Raw genomic sequence first — 18038 nt, forward strand, 5'->3', positions numbered from 1 at the left:
GGAAATAACGCCAATTCTGGCAATTTCCTCAGACCTTGTATACCCCTCAACGTTAATATCTGCAAGGCTTACGGACGTATTTCAGGGACGACTACATAATGAAATTTACTGGATTTCTCTAGTGAAATTTCGGCCACCTCTTCAATCGCAATATTAACGGCTTGACCCAATCTGCCCTTGAATCCTCTCCCGATTCTCAGACCATCCAGACGAAGAAAAAACATCTTTGCACTTATAGCGGAACTTCATGGCCGTATTTCTCCATTTGTAACCGTTTGCCCGAAAGGACGAACGTGCGCAATAGCACAAACAAGAAAGCCGCCACAACGATAATCGCCACACCTTAAGCAATCTGGTGGCAAACCCAAACCAGTCCACGAGCAATACCAGCATCAATGAATTCAAAAGATAGCCAGTAAATGTGCGATTAGATAACGGAGACCCGAGCGTGGCAATCGTCCATCATGCCGAAAGGTAAAGCGCCGGTTCTGCTCATCCGCGCGGAATGCCGGTTTGCCCGTCGCGATCAAACAGCAGCAGCACCCCACCCAGCAGGGACGGGATGCCGATGACCAATAGGTAGGTCAGCAGTGAAACGCCCACTGCCACCTCCGCAGGTACGCCGACCAGCGAATAGAAAAACACGAACGCCCCTTCCCGAACCCCAAACCCGCTCACGGTCAAGGGCACCACCGTCAACATCCCGATCAACGGGTACAGCAACAGGTTCTGCACGAAGGGCACCGGTTGATCAAAGGCCAAGAAAAGCAGATGAACGACAGTGACTAGCGACAGTTGAAAGGCCGCGAGCCACAGCACCGTGGGAAGCAAGCCCAGACGGTAGGGAAAGCGCTGTACCGCCTGATGCAAGCGATGCAGATACTGCAACGCCCGACCCACCATCCTGGCGATGCGCGAACCGCCCGGCGCAGGCGCCTTCCAGCGTACCAGAAAGACCGCCAGTAACAGCAAGAACAGCCCGCCGTCCATCGCCAGCACCAGAACCAGAATAGGGCGGAACCGCTCTCCATCATAGACAAAAGGCAGGGCCAGAAGGGCAAACAGGCCGAGCAGCAGGAAACCGATCATCCGCTCGATGACTACCGTGCTCCCTGCCACGCCGCGACTGCCGGGGTGACGACGCTCGATGAACAGGATGCGGAAAAAATCCATACCCTGGGATCCGGGCAGGAAGAGACCGAGAAAGGTTGCCTTCCAGTTGAACCCCCAGAGCACGGTCATGCGCTCTTTGATACCACTTAAACCCAGCAAATAACCCCAGCGGCTGGCAGACACCCATGGGATCAATGTCAGCGGCAGCAGGGCCGCGACAACCACAAAGCCAAAATTGCGCAGGCGGTCGAGGATGCCGGCAAGGGAGATATCCACCAAATGGAACAACGCCAGCAACAGAGCCAACGTCAACGCGAGTTTGATCAGACCGCGTTTCATTGCTCCAGGTGGCCGATGACTGCGGCGGCAAGACGGTTCATCACGTCCTGACCGTTGAAGCTACGATAGACCTTCAAGAGGTCAGCCGAACTGCCGGCAACCGCCGTCTGATGCTCTTTGCGGATGCGCACGTTTTGCCGGGCAATGGCCGGGGTTTGCCGGAAATAGGCGCGAAGATAGGGTAGTCGCGGCCCCGCCAATAGGGCCGCCAGGGCCGCCATCTGGGTCTGGATGGGAGCACTGCCGGTGGCGTCCAGCAGGCGCGCGCTGGTATCCGTCAGCCGGACCACGTGCACAGCGGCATCATACTGATGATTGGGCCGGATTTGGACGCTAATGACCAGTCCCTCCTGCAAGCGCGGGTCGTTCGGCACAGGCGACAGGCCATCGAACACCCGCGAGTGGAAGATGAAATTGCCGAGGCTGTAATAGATCTGCCGACCACGGTATGTCTCACACGCCTGCCAGACATGGGGATGGGCACCGATGACCAGATCTGCTCCGGCATCGATGCAGGCATGGGCGATACCGCGCTCCCGCGGCGACGGCACATGGACGTACTCATAACCCATCAGCCTAACAAATGTCCGCGGATTCATGAGCCAGCACTTCCGATTACCTTATTATTTGTGTCGCTATTGCGCACAAGATAGAACACCGTCTGTTCCAGTGAGTGATGGGAACCAATTAGCCGCAGCAGCACGGTCAACACCGGCGAGGCTATCTTATAGGCGAGAAAGGTCGCCAAATTGTAGGTAGGGCCCGACCAAGGCCGGTCAAACACCTCAGCCTCCATACCAGCGTAGTGGAACTGTTCGAGCACCTGGCCGACCGTGTATTCCGTAACATGGAGGCGAGACATAAACAATACCGGTCGCCCCACCAGCACCCGAACAAGGTTACCAAAGCGGTAGCGACTTGGCGTCGAGACTACCACAAACCCGCCAGGCTTCAGCACCCGACGTACGGCCGCCAGTAACCGCAATGGGTCCGGAACATGCTCCCAGATGTTGTTGAGCAGTACTAGGTCGAACCAACCATCCTGGTAAGGCAAGTCGTAAGCATCACCACAGCAAAAGGTAAGTGTAGGATATTCAGTAACCGCCTTATCGACGGCGGTTATTGAGTAATCGATCCCATACAGCTCCGCCATCGGAAACTGCTCAGACACCGCAGCGGTCAGATGGCCAGCGCCGCAGGCTACATCCAGGATCCGCACTGTCCCGGCCCCGCCTGTCGGTGATATTCGCGACAGCGCGGTAGCTACCAATTTCAGGGTCGTCTCGACACGCCGCTGCTGGAAACCGGAGCCACTTTCCAGCCCGTCCTGCACCAGATAGGGATCACCGTTGGCATACTCGTCGGAAGCGGTTATTGACGCACCCGGCAGGAATACGGGAAAACCTCTCGGATGCATTGCCAGCAGCGCACCACGCGGATTGCCAGCGCACCACTCGTTTAGCGGGCAGGCGTCATCGGGTCCCAGAGAGCGGCTGTGCGCCTGACTCCAATAGGTACAGCTGATATTGTAATTCTGAGACATGGGTGAAGCCTTGGATTAGTAAGATGGATTGGGTGAATTCTGGATGCAGATGCACCGGCAACTCACGCTTGAAAACGCACCGCACTGACTCATCCGGGGCGCCCCGCAATCTGCCTGCCACGGTCGAACAGCAGCAACAGGCCGCCTAATAACGCTCGAACACCGATGACCAGCAGATAGTTGAGCAGCGAAACACCCACCGCCACTTCGGACGGAACACCGACAAGCGAGTAGAAAAACACACAAGCCACCTCCCGCACACCAAATCCGCTAACTGTGACAGGTACCACCAAATGGAACAACGCCAGCAACAGAGCCAACGTCAACGCGAGTTTGATCAGACCGCGTTTCATTGCTCCAGGCGGCCGATGACTGCGGCGGCAAGACGGTTCATCACGTCCTGACCGTTGAAGCTACGATAGACCTTCAAGAGGTCAGCCGAACTGCCGGCAACCGCCGTCTGATGCTCTTTGCGGATGCGCACGTTTTGCCGGGCAATGGCCGGGGTTTGCCGGAAATAGGCGCGAAGATAGGGTAGTCGCGGCCCCGCCAATAGGGCCGCCAGGGCCGCCATCTGGGTCTGGATGGGAGCACTGCCGGTGGCGTCCAGCAGGCGCGCGCTGGTATCCGTCAGCCGGACCACGTGCACAGCGGCATCATACTGATGATTGGGCCGGATTTGGACGCTAATGACCAGTCCCTCCTGCAAGCGCGGGTCGTTCGGCACAGGCGACAGGCCATCGAACACCCGCGAGTGGAAGATGAAATTGCCGAGGCTGTAATAGATCTGCCGACCACGGTATGTCTCACACGCCTGCCAGACATGGGGATGGGCACCGATGACCAGATCTGCTCCGGCATCGATGCAGGCATGGGCGATACCGCGCTCCCGCGGCGACGGCACATGGACGTACTCATAACCCCAATGGAAATAGGTCACGACAAAACAGCCGTCGGCCTTAAGTCGGCGGATGACGCGCCGCAATTGCGATGGCCGCTCGCTTGCGGTGCCAAGCAGGCCGTCCCTGGCATTGGCGTAACGGGTGGCACCGAGCAGGGCGAGGCGCACCCCATCACGTTCGAGAACCAGCGGCGTGAGCGCGGAGCGCTGATCCGGCCCGAGACCAAAATGACCAATGCCTGTCTGCCCGAGTGCTGCGAGCGTATCCCGGCAGCCCGTCTCGCCGTAATCCTGTACATGGTTATTCGCCAGGGACACGGCAGCAAAACCTTGCAGTAGAGCCAGCGATTCCGCCGGCGCGCGGAGGTTGCATACCTGGAGCGGCTTCGGAACCTCATGGAGGGTGATCGGGCACTCCAGGTTACCGACATTGACGGCACCGTCCATCAGCGTCCGTAATGCCGTGTCGAACTCAAATCGTTGCCAGTCGATGCCCTCCAGGCAGATATCGCCAAAGAAATTGACTTTCATCAAGGGGGTCCACTCAGTCGCTCAATGTTCTTGAACTTGCCGGTGCGCGCATCCACCGGCATGATGGCGCCGACGAATTCCACCGCCAGCGGCACCTCGGCAAAGCGCGTCCGCCAGCGCGCTAGCGCTGCGTCGCGCACCGCCTCCGGCGCCTCACCGTTGCGCAGGCGAAGCCTCAGGGCCAGCCGGCCGTCCGGGTATTGGACGAACTTGAACTGGGCGCAGAGCGGGAAGTCCATGAATAGCGCATGCGCATGGTGATGGGCGAATCGCCGGCCGTCGGGCAGGGTCAGCACATCATCCACCCGGCCGAGGATCAGCCCCAGCACTTTGGCGGGGCAGTCGGGCCGAGGCAGGACCTCGCTGGTATCCCCAGTCCGATAGCGAATGAAGGGCATGGTGTGATTGACCAGATTGGTCAGCACCACGTCCCCCAACGTGCCATCTTCCTCCCCCTCAATCCGGGTGTTAACGAGTTCCAGCATGCAGGCATGGCTCTGGATACGAAAATAACCGCCGTCGCCGGGATCGTGACCGATGGTCGGGCATTCCTGCAGGCCATAGTGGCTCACCACCGGCGCGCCGAGCAGACGCTCGCAGCGCGCGCGCAGCGTCCGGCTGAGCGTCTCGGAGGTCAGCACCACTAGCCTGAACTGGTAGCGCCGGCCCTGCTCCTCGAGAAAGTCGCACAGTATGGTGATGATACCCGGCGTGGACCAGAGTACAGGTGCGTTCGCGTGTGCGTCGAGCCAGCGCAGAACCTCCGCCAACGGGGTGTAGATCGAGGCGATATCGCGCTCGAACAGCCCAAAGCCCCTACGCAGCCGTGTCAGCAGCCCCAGGTCCTGTTCCACCGGCAAAACCGCCTCGGGTTCCAGCCGGGTCAACATCAGGATGCGCTGCCAGGGGCGCCAGCCCAGCTCCCACAGCATCGCGAACACGCGCACATGCGAGGTGTATTGTTCCATCCGGGCCTGATAGATTACGAAGGGCTCGCCGCTGGACCCGCTGGTGGTGATACGCACCAGATCCGGTGTGATCGGCCCGGTCATCAGGTCCTGAGTGGGCACCGTCCGCAGAAGGGCCTTGTCCACCATTGGCACACGCTCGATGTCGGCCCAGTCGCGGATCACCAACCGGTCCACGCCGGCCTCGCGGTACAGGCGCCGGTAGAAAGGCGAATGTTCGCGGGCGTGCTCGAACAGGCGCCGGAAGCGGACGAGTTGGCGGCGGCGGGTCGCGGAGGAGGACAGTCGCGCAAACCGCACACTGTCGGCGTAGTGGCCGACCAGGGAAACGTATCGAAAGATCAGGGCAGCGTTCTCCCGGTGGGCGACAGTTGCTGAAGATCCGACGACATGCCTCGAATAATGTCTTGCCGTTGCAGGCAATGTACGATTCGCTCGTATTGGGCTTGAGTGATTTCCATGCCTATAAGTATACGTGAATAATGCAATATGGTTATTAGAGTTAACAGGACCTAAGTTATGGATGTCAAGTTGTACAAATCGGTTGGGTATGAGGTTGTGTTGTTTTACTTACTATATGCTGCCATGCGCAGTAGTTCTTTTTTCTGTTCTTGGTAGTGTCGGGAATTGACACTGACCCGCTTCGGCTTCATTCCGGCAGCCAACTGATTCGCCCCTCACCAGCCAATCATCATCAGGGGTCAGGCAAGCATTCGTCTTGAGGGCGGTTCTTTCAGGTTAAAGCATGCATTCTGCTGTAGCCCTAACAACAAAATAGGCGGGATTATCGGGAGCTAGATCACCTGATTGGCAGAGAGCCCAAAGAACAGAGTCCGGCAAGATTTGCATCTGTTGATGCGTAATTGGCTTTAATCCGACCGGTGTAACTTCTGAAATGAAAAAACCGGCAGCGGTCAGATGATGTTTCAGCAAGTCCAACGTATAAACTCTTCTGTGCCCAACCTTCAAGTCGCTTTTGGATAGCTCGTCGATCTTAGGGATCAGGCCGGCGCGCATCGCTACGATGCGATGAATAGACAAAGCATTGGGGACAGCGACAAAAATAGAACCATCCGGGTCACATGCTCTTTTTGCTTTGACAAGTATGTCAATGGGGTCCTCCACATGCTCGAGCAACATGGTCAAATAGACATGATGCCAAGTGCGTCCTGGCGATTCCAGGAAATCCTCGATCAGATTAACATGCCCGCGAAGAGTAGCACCTTTGTTCTTCATCTCGTTGACTACATGGGCAACAAGTTCGGCGGCAGCATCAACCGCATCCACTTCCTGATAGCGTTCACACAACACCCCGGTCCATCGCCCGCTGCCGCAGCCCAGCTCCAGGGCAGACCGTCCACCCTCCCGAGGAATTGCTATATCTCTTAAATAGAGATGAAAATGATCCACTGCCTGAGCTGCTTCACTTGAATGATAAAACCCGGCGATCTGCTCCAAACGATCCTTTTCATTGTGACTCATCTTGTTTTTCCTGTTGATTCCAAAAATATCAGTGGGAGACTTAGGCGAACACAATTTCCACAAGGGAAGCCAAATCAGCGGCCAATTGCTCGGCTTCATTGACTGATGCGCCTGTGACGATCACATCCCCGATGCGATCCGGTCCAACGCGAAACCGGCGTACGCTGTCGCCCGGTTTGGCATAGATCGACAACCGATGAAGATTCGGATGCAAACGTACCGATTCCGGGACCCGAACTTGAAGCACCACGCCATCCTGCGGGCTTTCTATCATTCGAGATGCATTCGGCATTCCCTTATATATATCTGCCGCTACAAGCGGCTCGCCCAGAGCTAGAGACAGCACTACATCATAGGCATTGAAGCCGCCAAAGATGGAAATTGTCTCCGGGAGACAGGTCGCACCCATGCGAGCAGCGATTTCAAGGATGTAGGGCGTATCGCCGACAAGCATCAAGTCCACATTCGACACCGTGTCACAAATGCCCAAAGCCTCAATCGCGGCTGCGATCTCCATACATGAACGGGCTTGCTGATCAGGGCTCAAAGTGCAGGGAATCGAGTGTCCGACCGGCGCGTGGTCCGGAGGCGAAGTCAGTTGATCATTGTGAAGAAACACCGTTTTGACACGACTTCCCTCAACAATAGCCTGAGCCCCAAATTCAATGCCTTCGAGATACTCCTCCAGAACGACCCGCCCTGAACTGGAAGCCTGCTTTGAAGCGTTCCAGGCATCATGAAGCTCTTCCGGTCGATCGACCTTAAAGACGCCTTGACTGCCTGATGAATCCACTGCTTTGCTCATCAAGGGAAAACCGATTGTTTCCTTCGCTAGAGTCAAAGCATCAGGCATGTCGCAGACCAAACCTCGCGCAGTCCTGACGCCTCGCCTGATGAGGCCCTGTTTCATTAACCATTTGTCTGAACATGCAACAGCCGATTCATAGCCGGTTCCATATAAACCAAGTTCATCGATCACACGACCAATTGTAGGAACAACAACATCAGTTCCCGTGCAGGCAATACCGTCAATGGCGTAGTGTCTCGCGTATTCGAGAATCGTTTCGGTGTGACGAAAGTCACAGTGGACCTGATGGTCGGCGAGTTTCAAGCCTTTATAATCACCGTCCGGGCTGACGACAATCGTAACAAGCCCACGTCGCTTGGCTTGTTCAATCAGAGGAGTGACGGTGTTGCCGGCCCCCAAAATCATAATTTTCTTCGCGCCAGTCAAAAACGTTCCCCCTTGTCTGTCGTATCTTCCGGAAAGCCGATAGTCTGACGGACCGTAGTGACCTTCGATTTTTGCAATTCGCCTAATACGCGAGCAATATACTCTCCGATGACTCCAAGAGACAGAAGAATCAATCCAGCAAAAAACGTGATTAAAATCACAAGACTAGTCCAACCAGCCTGAGAAATACCACCCATAAGGTATTTGATCAGGAAATAGCAAAGCAATCCGCCACTCAGCACGGAGGCCAATAGCCCGGCTGCGGAGATCATGCGCAACGGCAGCATGCTCACGCTGCATATATTGTCAAAAGCTTGCTTGAATTGCTTAGCCACAGTGTAATTCGATTTGCCGGAAAACCGCTCGTTGTGGGGGATGGGAACGGACTTTATTCGCGCGGCGTTTGCAATAATCAGACCACCCACAGTAGCGCTTGCCGACTGGTTTTGGCGAATAATCTGGGCCATGTATCCGCGCATCAGTCGAAACGACGAAACTTTGATCTTCTCGTTGGATCCAAACGCTCGCGAGTTAATCCCGCTTATGATTTTGGAGCCAATATTGCGATAGCCTGCATGTTTTTTCTCGGGAAAATAGGCAAAAACACAGTCGTAATCTCCCTTCTTCTCTAACTCGTCCAACAAAAGCGGAATGAGTTGAGGATCGTGCTGAAGATCGTCATCCATAGTGATGACGATTTCACCACTGGCAACTTTAATCCCAGCCATGGTTGCTCTGGTCTGGCCAGAGTTTGTAAGTAATTGAACGCCTTTGTAACGCAGCCGAGTTCGTGCCAGTTCTGAGACCACGTTCCAACTGTCGTCCGGGGAACAATCATCAACCATGATAATCTCATAGTCCAAGTTCAGTTCACCGAAAACAGTATCCAGCCGATTAGCCAGTTCCAGCAAACACTTACTTGATTTATATACGGGTATTACAACGCTGTAAGAAGGCATAGAAGTCATGAATCCAGATTATCCACATCAAATTTCTAACCGATTGACGTTTAGAGCAAACTCACATAAGCCTGCCACTTGGGTTGAGACTAACGATCTTTTTTCTCGCACAACGCTTTGCTCGCTCCAGCGAGAGAATAGCATTCGGGCTTGAGCCGAAACCCGGCCAACGTGGGTGCTTTACATGCTCATGGATATCGCCTCCAACGGCATGACGCTCGTTACGAATTGCTCGCTTGATTCAATAGCAACCAGCGCGAAAAAACGATGTAATTTCACAATAAGACGTTGAGATTAACTCCTCGTCCGATCAAACCGTTGCGACTTTGCTCACTACGTAACGAAACTTGCCGGATTTCTCTAGTGGAATTTCGGCCACCTCTTCAATCGCAATATTAACGGCTTGACCCAATCTGCCCTTGAATCCCCTCTCGATTCTCGCGATAGTCTTTGGGCAAAGCTTTGCTTCCCCGACTACCCATACGCGAGTGAGATCCAGACTTTCTTGAACGATTTTGAAGTTGCTTATGTGCGGTAGTTCGCGCAGGATATAGATCAAAGCCAGACCGTGCATGACTGTACCATCTTGAGCAACCAAAAAATCAGAACTGCGTCCCTGAATTTTCTTGATCAGAGGAAGGCCACGTCCGCAAATGCAGGGCTTGCTGTCCAGTACGCCGATATCGCCGGTACGATAGCGGATGAAGGGAAAATCTCCAGTGGCCAGATGGGTGACGATGATTTCTCCGGCCTCGCCACAGGGTAGCGGAATACCCTGCTGATCCACGATCTCGACAATGATATCCTCTGCGGTAATATGCATGCCGCCCTGCGGACATTCATGGGCGATAAAACCGGCGTCACGCCCACCGTAGCCATTGGCCACCGAACATCCGAATGTTTTGCTGATCTGCTGGCGCTGCTCGTCGTAAAGGCGTTCTGAAGTAACGAATGCGACGCGGATGCCCAGATCGTCCATCCGGCACCCGCAGGCTTCGGCATGGCGGGCGATATGCGATAGCGCAGAGGGATAGCCGAAAAGCATTTTAGGACGAATGGCTCGGATTTCTTGCAGGAACCGGTCGAGCTTTTGCGCTGACATTTCGAAGGCGGGGAGCAGGCAAGTCCTGAGCAACTTGTCGCGGAGCGCGCGAAGGCTGTCCTGAGCGCCGAGTTCAATGGGTGATCCCCAGATAACAACCTCGGGGTCGCCGATATCTACATCCCACCAGCGTGTAGCGCGCCACTTGGCGGCGACATCATGGCTGATGCGCTCTTTTCCGATATAAAATATCAGCGGTTCGCCACTGGAACCGCCGGTGTTAAAACGGGCGAGGTCTCGGCCATTTGCAGATTTCAATGCTTCGGTGTTGGCGCGAATTTTTGGTTTATCCAGAAGAGGCAGGCGTGCCAGGTCCGCGAGACTGCGCAGGTGGGACGCCTTGAACCCAATGCTTGTGAACAGATTGCGGTAATAAGGGACATGCGCCTCGACGTGGGTAAGGAGTCGCTGCAGTTTGGCAAACTGGAACGCTTCCAGATGTCTGGTATCCCACCATTGAGATAGCTCCATCTCTTTGCGAACCGCAACGCTACTGTGGTTTTTGATGCGCTCGTGAAGGGGAAAAACAAGGCTGGAGATCAGAGATGTATATAAGCTCATTTTAAGAATTTAGCAGGCTTGGCGTTGCCTTGTAATGAATTATGCTTCAAGAGATGATATTAAATATTCGGCGCAAAAAGGGAGGCAGCAGCCACGCTTTGCGAGAAAGCTTTGAGGTGGTGCGGTGTCATCCAGAACCAGGCATACGGAAGACTTGCAAGCATCACCAGGAACAGGGGTGGCAGGATGCGGCGCGCGCGCCTCTCGTAGAAGCTAACGTTAGAAAATTTCCCGGCCTTGTGCTCACTGAGAATTATCGAGGTGATGAGATAGCCGCTGATAACAAAGAACACGTCCACGCCGATGTAGCCGCCGCTAAACCACTCAAAACCAGCATGGAAAAGAACGACGAGGATAACTGCGATGACCCTCAGTCCATCAACTTCAGCGCGGTATCTGAATCCCCCGGCATGCTCTTTCACCACGCTTTGCGGTATCACGGCAGCTTCACCTTGTGCTTTTATTCACTTTATCGCGCTTAATCAATTTATCGCGGTCATGGAGCAAGACTTGGGCGGTTTTGCAGGATAGCGCGCTTGGAGGGCATAGGCACCGCCACAGCCTGAGCAGACATGCATTGGATTTAGCTGTGCAAGGTGGCGACATCGACGCTGATCACGACATGCATCATTTTTGCAGGGCCTGCTTGTAAACACGGAGCAGACAATCCCGAACATTGGGCCATGTGTAGCGCTGCACAGCCTCGACGCCGGCCTTGCTGAGCTGCATAGCCTTGGCAGGGTCGTTCAGCAGTGCAAGAACGGCGTTGGCCATGGCCTCCGGGTTTTGCGGGGGGACAAGCAAGGCCGTCTTTTCATGTTCCACCATAAAGGGCACTCCGCCGACATCTGTGCTCACCACGGGAACGCGACTCGCCAATGCCTCCAGCAATGAGATGGGCATGTTATCGACCAGGCTGGGATTGATCATGATGTCGGCGCTCTGATATAGAGCGGCCATGCCCTCATTATCCACGCGGCCCGTGAATGCAACCACATCCGCCACGCCCAGCCTGCATGCAAGTTCTTCCAGCATCCGCCGCTCTGGCCCGGACCCGGCCAAGGTAAGTTTTGCCGCCGGAAACGCCTGTTTTATGATAGTGAAGGCGCGCAAGGCAGTGGCATTGTCGTAAATCGGCTCCAGGTTGCGGGTAACGATGATATGCGGAAAACTTGCTTTCGGCAGAGGCGCGGGGCGCGTTGGCATCCCGAAGCGGCTAAGGTCGATAATGTTGGGTACGATGCTGGTAGCGAAACCCCGCTTTCCAAATACAGCTTCAAGAAAACCGGAAGGAACGACGATCGCATCGGCCCGGTGCAGGCTTGGCCTTACCCAAAAAAATGCTTTACTGAAAAAGACATCCGCCTCGCCGCCGCGGTAATTGATAATAACGGGTATGTTTCTGATTCTGGCTATCCAAATGGCCGGGGCGGCAAAAAGGTGCCATGACCAGCCGGAATTAGCCATCACGTGAAATAACTGGACCCTGCTTGCCGAAACCCAGAGGTGAGCAAGATAAGGGAGCAACCGAAAACCCGCTCTTATCCCCTTGAGCCTGCCAACCCAATGGGGATGGTAGGGGCGATTGACCTGAATCAACTCCACCGTGGCATCTTCCTCTCGCAGCAACCGGGCTAGTTGCAGCATCTGGTTCGCCATCCCCCCCGATGGAGGCGGTAGGGGCCCAATCAGGCCGATGCGCAAGCCAGCCGCTTTCACGACGATACCCGCTTGGCGACAAGCGGGGCGTAGACGCCTCGGTAACGGGCAACACTGATGGGCCAATTACGTTGTGTTTCCACAAAGCTTCGGGCGGCGTCGCGCAAACCAGGCCATTGACCGGGACTGGCAAGAAGGTTCAACACCCTGGATGCCAGGGCATGCGGATCGCCAGCCTTGAAAAGGACGCCGGTTTTTCCGTCGTCGATCAATTCCAGATGGCCGCCGACATCCGATGCCACGACAAGCCTGCCTTGTGCCATGGCTTCAAGGGGCTTGAGCGGCGTGACGAGGTCGGTGAGCCGCATTTGCAGACGGGGATAGATGAGAATATCGATCAGATTGTAATAAAGAGGTACCTGCTCATGAGGGATACGGCCGGTGAAGATCACCTTGCCTTCGAGGCACAACTGTCTGGTTATCGCCTTTAATTCTTTTTCCTGTGGGCCCCCACCGACCAGCAGGACGCGAATATCGGGGTTTCCGGCCAACATTTCCGGTAGTGCCCGCAACAGGACGGTCAAACCCTCATAAGCATAAAATGAACCAATGAAGCCCAGCAGCGTTTTTCCCTCAACGCCAAGATCTGCGGCAAGCTGCGGGTCCCTGCTTTTGCCCACGCTGAAGTTTTCGATGTTGACGGCGTTGGGGATAACCGTTACCTTTTCCGATGCAATGCCGCGCCCGAGAATGTCAGTGCGCAGGCCTTCGCAAATGGTGGTGATGGCGTCAACGCGCCTCAAGGCGTAACTCTCCAATCCACGCGTAAGGCGATACCTTAATCCCCATTCACGGCTGGTGCCGTGATCCACTGCTGCGTCTTCCCAGAACGCTCTGATTTCATAGACGACCGGGATGCTCAACTTGCGGCCTACGCGAAGCGCGGGTATGGCGTTAAGTACCGGGGAGTGGGCGTGCAGGATATCAGGCTTGATGATTTGGGCTGTCTCGCTGAGGCGGCGAGTCAGGTTTTCGATGACGGAAACCTGATTCAGGACGGGAAGTTTCGACCCGAAACCTGTTGCCTCCGGTGTTCTATAAAAGTGCCAGCCTTCAACATCTTCTTCCAGCACGCTGCAATTTTCCTGTTTTGATCCGGTCAGGTGAAAGGTTTCCCATCCCAGAGCGCGCTGCTCTTTGAGAATGGAGAGCGTCCTGAATGTATAGCCACTGTGGAGGGGAATGGAATGGTCAAGAATATGCAGGATTCGCATCAATTTACTTAGGTTATTTTGGCATGCTCTAGAGCTATTATTACGGCGGATCAGCGAAAAGATTCAAGTTCTGCGCCTAATCGTGGACATATACCATGTTAATAAATGGTTTGGTCTATAACCATTGGTTTTCGACTTTATCCTTCCCCTGGTCGATGTTATTCGAGCTTGGGAACGCGAGCCGCATATTCCGGGGAAACAGCTTATTCATAGGGATTTGTTCTGTTGGGGCTTCAGTTTGATTTCCATGCCCATATGCGGCAGTGGAATAACGAGACCACCCGCCTGTTCCTTTTTATCCAGGTAGCGGTAGACCCGGATTGACAGATTATCAAACTCCGGCACATTGGTTAGTACCGGGATTTCCTTAATCATCTGGAACCGGTGGTCATCCATGGCTTTAGCCAGGAGTTTAAATTCAGGCAGATCCACTACGTCGCGGCTCTCGATCACGATGATCCCTACCCCATAACGGTCGATTAACCCGATGACATCTTCCACGTTCTGGACATAGGAGACCATGCCGAATGCCTTGTGTACCGCCATGGATACCAGGATCTTGTCGGCTCGCAATACCGCCTTGTTCTTCTCGGGATCAACGGCGCGCAGGTGAAAGATGAAATTTCCGTCATGTTTTCCGGCAAACAGAATCAAGCCGGTATCGTCCTGCCGCACGACAAATTCAGCTGCTTGTTCGTATCCGGCTACATAGGTGTGGGTCTTGGTCGATCCCACATATACATTCCAACTGGCAAGCACAGCCAGAAACACGAACGCGGCTCGACGTATACCGGCGTTCAGCACGACTCCCGGGCTTAATGGCATACAGGCCAGCAATGCCAGCGGGGGCAAGGCATACATGGTGTAGCGCAAAACATTCCCCTCGCCGCGTCCGACGACTAATACCGTAAACAGGTATGAGGCCGCAAGCCAAAAAAAGATCAGCGAATCCTGCGGCTTGCCCCTGGTACCCATATGTGCCCGGAACGCAACGCCTATCAGAATGGCGATACCAAGCGGCCATCCGCAAACATCCCACAGTGCTGACCAATAATATCCCCAGCGCCTTCCGTTGAACAGTTGCGAGCTGTTCGGACCGAATTGATTCACCAGAGCATTGACCGGTATTGCACCGAACTTGAGCGCATGCATTGTGAGCAATGCGCTGGCAGCTCCAACTATGACATACGCCAGCGCAGCCTCTTTACGCCATAGCAACCGTCCATGTCCGGTGAGCAATGCGTAGGCCAGCAAGGCGGGCAGGATGAATACGGTAGTTTGCTTGAGCAGCAGCATGGATGCCAGCGCAAGCCCGGCAAGTGCGGCGCGGCGCCAACTTGGATGACTCAGATAACGATCAAATGCCAGAATGGACACAATGATCATCGCCACTGCCGGGACCTCCAGCATGATGGAACGTGTCCAATCGAGCACGCCCGGCGTCGAAAGATAAAGCAGGCAGGACAGTACTGTAGCTGCGCGCCCCCAGATTGGCCGCGCCCAGGCATACCATGCTGATACGCCAACCAGAGCGAAGACCATTACGGTGAGATGGGCGCTGAATTCGGTGATTCCGAAAATAGCGAAAAAAACAGACTCCACGACGGGGAAAAACGGCGGATACCAGTTTAATGCCAGGGCGGGATATTGAGCAAAATACTGAAGAGCGTACTCATAGGGCGCCCTCCAGGGCACGTCCTGCCAGAGATCAAAAAAGAAGACGCCGTTCATCGCATGGCGGGATTCATCGGTCCACCAGAATTCTCCAGGATTCAGCGCGTTCCAGAAGAGCACGCACACGCCACACCACAGCACCAGCAGGGCGAGCGCATCGCGAGAATTGAGCCGTATGCTCGAATCAAGTCTTGAATCAGCCTGATCAGGTTGCACCGTAGGCCGGGCGCCCGGCGTTGTCATTTCTTCATAACTCTGCAATGACCTCCAGGATGACTTCGCTTTGGAACTCCTCCAACCCCAGCCATAACGGCAACCGTACCAACCGTTCGCTCAGCAATTGCGTCTGGGTTAGCGATCCGGATCTGCGTCCGTATTTTTCCCCCATGGGGGAGCTGTCAAGTGGAATGTAGTGAAAGACGGTTCCTATTCCCTTCTGTTTGAGTGCGGCGATGAAAGTGCTGCGCTTGTCGAGATTCGGCAACAAAAGGTAGTACATGTGCGCGTTATGCGTGCAACCCCGGGGAATGATGGGACGACGTATCTTGCCCTGTATTTCCACGGAGCCGAAGTTATCGTGATAGGTGTTCCAGATACCCAACCGGCGATTCGTGATGGAATCAGCCTCTTCCATTTGAGCCCATAAAAAGGCAGCTATCAGTTCACTCGGAAGATAGGATGAACCGAAATCAACCCAAGTGTATTTATCGACCTGACCCCGAAAAAAAAGGCTGCGGTTGGTACCCTTTTCCCTGATTATTTCGGCTTTTTCAGCAAAACTCGGCGCATTTATCAATAGGGCGCCGCCTTCTCCGGAAATGATGTTCTTGGTCTCATGAAAACTCAATGCGGCGAGATGGCCTATACTCCCCAGCGGCCGCCCTTTATAGGTGGACATGATGCCCTGCGCGGCGTCTTCGATTACCAGCAAGCCGTATCTTTCCGCTAACGACATGATGGTATCCATCTCGCAGGCGACGCCCGCGTAGTGAACCGCCACGATCGCCCTTGTTTTCGGCGTGATTGCCGCCTCTATCAAGGTCTCATCGATATTGAAGGTGTCGGGCCGAATGTCGACGAATACCGGTACGCCTCCCCTCATTGCAAACGCATTGGCGGTCGAGACAAAAGTGTAGGAGGGCATGATGATCTCATCGCCGGCGTGAATGTCAGCAAGAATCGCCGCCATCTCCAGCGCAGCTGTGCACGAATGCGTCAGCAATGCTTTCTCACAGCCGATGCGATTCTCCAGCCATGCGTTGCACTTTCTGGTAAAAATTCCGTCACCGGCGAGATGGCCGCTGGCATGAGCCTGGCTTACGTACCACAGCTCTTTTCCGGTCATGTAAGGCTTGTTGAATGGGATCATGGCCGCGCTTGCTTTTGGGTTGTATTCTTGAAAATAAGGTGAAAGAGTTAGGCGCGCGCGATGATAATCAAGCCGCCGACTACCATTATGGTACCGATTACGCTCTGGATGGTGAGTAACTCATTCAGAAAAACCACCGAGAAAACCATGACGATGACAAACGCCAGGCTCATGAAGGGGTAAGCGTAATTGAGTTCGAAACGAGTCATTGCCGCCATCCACGCAAGCGAAGCAAGAAAAGCAGAAAGTAAGGCCGATATGATCCATGGATTGAAGAACTGCTGGAAAAGAAATAAGAGTTTGTCGCCCCCCCCTTCCGGCATGCCGCGCGTTTGCGCCATCTGCCACCTGAGCACCAACTGACCATATACCGTGAACAGCAGGGTCAGCAGGATATAAATATGTCCCGCCATATCGAATCGTCCGTTCATCTTTCTCTCATGCTTGATATTCATTCTGGCGCCATTCCCCAGATGTAATGAGGCGCTTCCGGACCCACATTCATTAGCAGGTCGAGTATGGTAACGAAGGGTGAGAACGGCGGGAAGCATTGCCGATAAGCGGGATATACGGGGTATTCCTTATACACCAGTTCAATGCCGGCCTCAGCAAACATAGGTTCATCAATATAATCCCTGGCTGAAGGACCGCTGATATATTTTGTCGCGCCTACGCTCTCAAGGATACCGATCAACCGCTCGGTTTTGCGTCCATAGACGCCCAGAAGCCGGCTGTCGGTAAACTGTGTATGAATTCCTAAAATATTGGAGAGATGTTTTATGGCACTCTGATTGTAATCAGAGAGATTTGTTATCGAATTCACATATAGAAAATCCAGCAACGATTGTGATTCCTTGATGAAAGGCGCATGCCGGTAATTCTGCTCAATTATGCTGCGGTGTTGCTGCTTCCAGCTTTGATCGGGAATTTCAACCTCGCATATCAGGCGCTTCAAATCGTGCCCTGCTGGAATGGTAAGCCATCGTGGCCCGCCCCGGGTCATCAATTTGTTCCGGTGGCGCCAGTCGGAGTGCGTATATTGGACGTCGTCATAAAAGATGAAAAGATCAACGTCATGGATGAGGTCGAAATAGCCCTTCCAGGGGATATAGTTCGATTGAAGTATGGCAACCTTCTTGCAGCTCGTATGCATAAATTATTCGGCTAGAGTAGTCAGAGTAGTGATTGCAGCCGTTGGCTTGGGACACCTGCTTCGGGGCTGGCTACGGCGAGATGAGCGGTATTCTCCTTGGTGCTCGCGATAACCAGCGCACCAGCCCCAACCAGAGTCCGCTCTACCAAGGAACCTGAATGAGCGGCCGGTAGAGA

The 18038-nt window shown here is 54.5% G+C and carries 17 protein-coding genes; all 17 read right to left on the bottom strand.

Annotated features, from left to right (window positions below; all coding sequences use genetic code 11):
- Positions 1-492: 492 nt before the first annotated feature.
- Positions 493-1452: a lysylphosphatidylglycerol synthase transmembrane domain-containing protein gene (locus BUA28_RS11415; RefSeq protein ID WP_072768254.1), complete on the bottom strand. Its 960-nt coding sequence runs from the start codon at positions 1450-1452 to the stop codon at positions 493-495.
- Positions 1449-2051 (bottom strand): CapA family protein, encoded by a 603-nt coding sequence (locus BUA28_RS11420; protein ID WP_072768255.1) that lies wholly within the window; start codon positions 2049-2051, stop codon positions 1449-1451. The genes BUA28_RS11415 and BUA28_RS11420 overlap by 4 nt, the downstream gene beginning before the upstream one ends.
- Positions 2048-2995 (bottom strand): class I SAM-dependent methyltransferase, encoded by a 948-nt coding sequence (locus BUA28_RS11425; protein WP_072768256.1) that lies wholly within the window; start codon positions 2993-2995, stop codon positions 2048-2050. The genes BUA28_RS11420 and BUA28_RS11425 overlap by 4 nt, the downstream gene beginning before the upstream one ends.
- Positions 2996-3084: 89 nt before the next feature.
- The gene (locus BUA28_RS11430) at positions 3085-3348 is read right to left on the bottom strand and encodes a hypothetical protein (protein ID WP_072768257.1); all 264 of its coding nucleotides are present in this window, start codon (positions 3346-3348) and stop codon (positions 3085-3087) included.
- Positions 3345-4427 (bottom strand): CapA family protein, encoded by a 1083-nt coding sequence (locus tag BUA28_RS11435; protein ID WP_072768258.1) that lies wholly within the window; start codon positions 4425-4427, stop codon positions 3345-3347. The genes BUA28_RS11430 and BUA28_RS11435 overlap by 4 nt, the downstream gene beginning before the upstream one ends.
- Positions 4427-5818 (bottom strand): phenylacetate--CoA ligase family protein, encoded by a 1392-nt coding sequence (locus tag BUA28_RS11440; RefSeq protein WP_072768259.1) that lies wholly within the window; start codon positions 5816-5818, stop codon positions 4427-4429. Before BUA28_RS11440 ends, BUA28_RS11435 begins: the two co-directional genes overlap by 1 nt.
- Before the next feature lie 315 nt (positions 5819-6133).
- Entirely contained in the window at positions 6134-6877 is a 744-nt protein-coding gene (locus BUA28_RS11445) for a class I SAM-dependent methyltransferase (protein ID WP_072768260.1), read from the bottom strand.
- Positions 6878-6917: 40 nt separating this feature from the next.
- Entirely contained in the window at positions 6918-8090 is a 1173-nt protein-coding gene (locus BUA28_RS11450; RefSeq protein WP_072768327.1) for an ATP-grasp domain-containing protein, read from the bottom strand.
- A gap of 17 nt (positions 8091-8107) precedes the next feature.
- Positions 8108-9079: a glycosyltransferase family 2 protein gene (locus BUA28_RS11455; RefSeq protein WP_083569993.1), complete on the bottom strand. Its 972-nt coding sequence runs from the start codon at positions 9077-9079 to the stop codon at positions 8108-8110.
- A 301-nt stretch (positions 9080-9380) separates the two neighbouring features.
- A complete protein-coding gene (locus tag BUA28_RS11460; RefSeq protein WP_072768262.1) occupies positions 9381-10733 on the bottom strand; it encodes a phenylacetate--CoA ligase family protein in 1353 nt (450 codons plus the stop codon).
- 59 nt (positions 10734-10792) lie between these two features.
- Positions 10793-11173: an acyltransferase family protein gene (locus BUA28_RS11465; RefSeq protein ID WP_072768263.1), complete on the bottom strand. Its 381-nt coding sequence runs from the start codon at positions 11171-11173 to the stop codon at positions 10793-10795.
- Between the two features lie 187 nt (positions 11174-11360).
- On the bottom strand, positions 11361-12452 hold the full coding sequence (locus BUA28_RS11470) for a glycosyltransferase family 4 protein (RefSeq protein ID WP_256598310.1): 1092 nt from the start codon (positions 12450-12452) through the stop codon (positions 11361-11363).
- Positions 12449-13666: a TIGR04063 family PEP-CTERM/XrtA system glycosyltransferase gene (locus tag BUA28_RS11475; protein WP_072768264.1), complete on the bottom strand. Its 1218-nt coding sequence runs from the start codon at positions 13664-13666 to the stop codon at positions 12449-12451. Before BUA28_RS11475 ends, BUA28_RS11470 begins: the two co-directional genes overlap by 4 nt.
- 207 nt (positions 13667-13873) lie before the next feature.
- A complete protein-coding gene (locus BUA28_RS11480) occupies positions 13874-15601 on the bottom strand; it encodes an ArnT family glycosyltransferase (RefSeq protein ID WP_072768265.1) in 1728 nt (575 codons plus the stop codon).
- Positions 15588-16709 carry a dTDP-4-amino-4,6-dideoxygalactose transaminase gene (rffA, locus tag BUA28_RS11485; protein ID WP_072768266.1) on the bottom strand — a complete coding sequence of 374 codons (1122 nt, stop codon included), beginning with the start codon at positions 16707-16709 and terminating at the stop codon, positions 15588-15590. The genes BUA28_RS11480 and rffA overlap by 14 nt, the downstream gene beginning before the upstream one ends.
- Before the next feature lie 47 nt (positions 16710-16756).
- Positions 16757-17164, bottom strand: a complete 408-nt coding sequence (locus BUA28_RS11490; RefSeq protein WP_218124830.1) for an EamA family transporter — start codon at positions 17162-17164, stop codon at positions 16757-16759.
- Positions 17161-17862 (bottom strand): WbqC family protein, encoded by a 702-nt coding sequence (locus BUA28_RS11495; protein ID WP_072768267.1) that lies wholly within the window; start codon positions 17860-17862, stop codon positions 17161-17163. The genes BUA28_RS11490 and BUA28_RS11495 overlap by 4 nt, the downstream gene beginning before the upstream one ends.
- Between the last annotated feature and the right edge of the window lie 176 nt (positions 17863-18038).

It is taken from the genome of Nitrosospira sp. Nsp11, assembly GCF_900142705.1.
Lineage (GTDB): Bacteria > Pseudomonadota > Gammaproteobacteria > Burkholderiales > Nitrosomonadaceae > Nitrosospira.

What these genes read in the sequence shown, in the direction of transcription:
- BUA28_RS11460 (WP_072768262.1), bottom strand. Translation starts at nt 10,733, where the DNA reads ATGAGCTTATATACATCTCTGATCTCCAGCCTTGTTTTTCCCCTTCAC.
- BUA28_RS11475 (WP_072768264.1), bottom strand. Translation starts at nt 13,666, where the DNA reads ATGCGAATCCTGCATATTCTTGACCATTCCATTCCCCTCCACAGTGGC.
- BUA28_RS11430 (WP_072768257.1), bottom strand. Translation starts at nt 3,348, where the DNA reads ATGAAACGCGGTCTGATCAAACTCGCGTTGACGTTGGCTCTGTTGCTG.
- BUA28_RS11495 (WP_072768267.1), bottom strand. Translation starts at nt 17,862, where the DNA reads ATGCATACGAGCTGCAAGAAGGTTGCCATACTTCAATCGAACTATATC.
- BUA28_RS11490 (WP_218124830.1), bottom strand. Translation starts at nt 17,164, where the DNA reads ATGAATATCAAGCATGAGAGAAAGATGAACGGACGATTCGATATGGCG.
- BUA28_RS11445 (WP_072768260.1), bottom strand. Translation starts at nt 6,877, where the DNA reads ATGAGTCACAATGAAAAGGATCGTTTGGAGCAGATCGCCGGGTTTTAT.
- BUA28_RS11450 (WP_072768327.1), bottom strand. Translation starts at nt 8,090, where the DNA reads ATGATTTTGGGGGCCGGCAACACCGTCACTCCTCTGATTGAACAAGCC.
- BUA28_RS11420 (WP_072768255.1), bottom strand. Translation starts at nt 2,051, where the DNA reads ATGAATCCGCGGACATTTGTTAGGCTGATGGGTTATGAGTACGTCCAT.
- rffA (WP_072768266.1), bottom strand. Translation starts at nt 16,709, where the DNA reads ATGATCCCATTCAACAAGCCTTACATGACCGGAAAAGAGCTGTGGTAC.
- BUA28_RS11425 (WP_072768256.1), bottom strand. Translation starts at nt 2,995, where the DNA reads ATGTCTCAGAATTACAATATCAGCTGTACCTATTGGAGTCAGGCGCAC.
- BUA28_RS11415 (WP_072768254.1), bottom strand. Translation starts at nt 1,452, where the DNA reads ATGAAACGCGGTCTGATCAAACTCGCGTTGACGTTGGCTCTGTTGCTG.
- BUA28_RS11455 (WP_083569993.1), bottom strand. Translation starts at nt 9,079, where the DNA reads ATGACTTCTATGCCTTCTTACAGCGTTGTAATACCCGTATATAAATCA.
- BUA28_RS11435 (WP_072768258.1), bottom strand. Translation starts at nt 4,427, where the DNA reads ATGAAAGTCAATTTCTTTGGCGATATCTGCCTGGAGGGCATCGACTGG.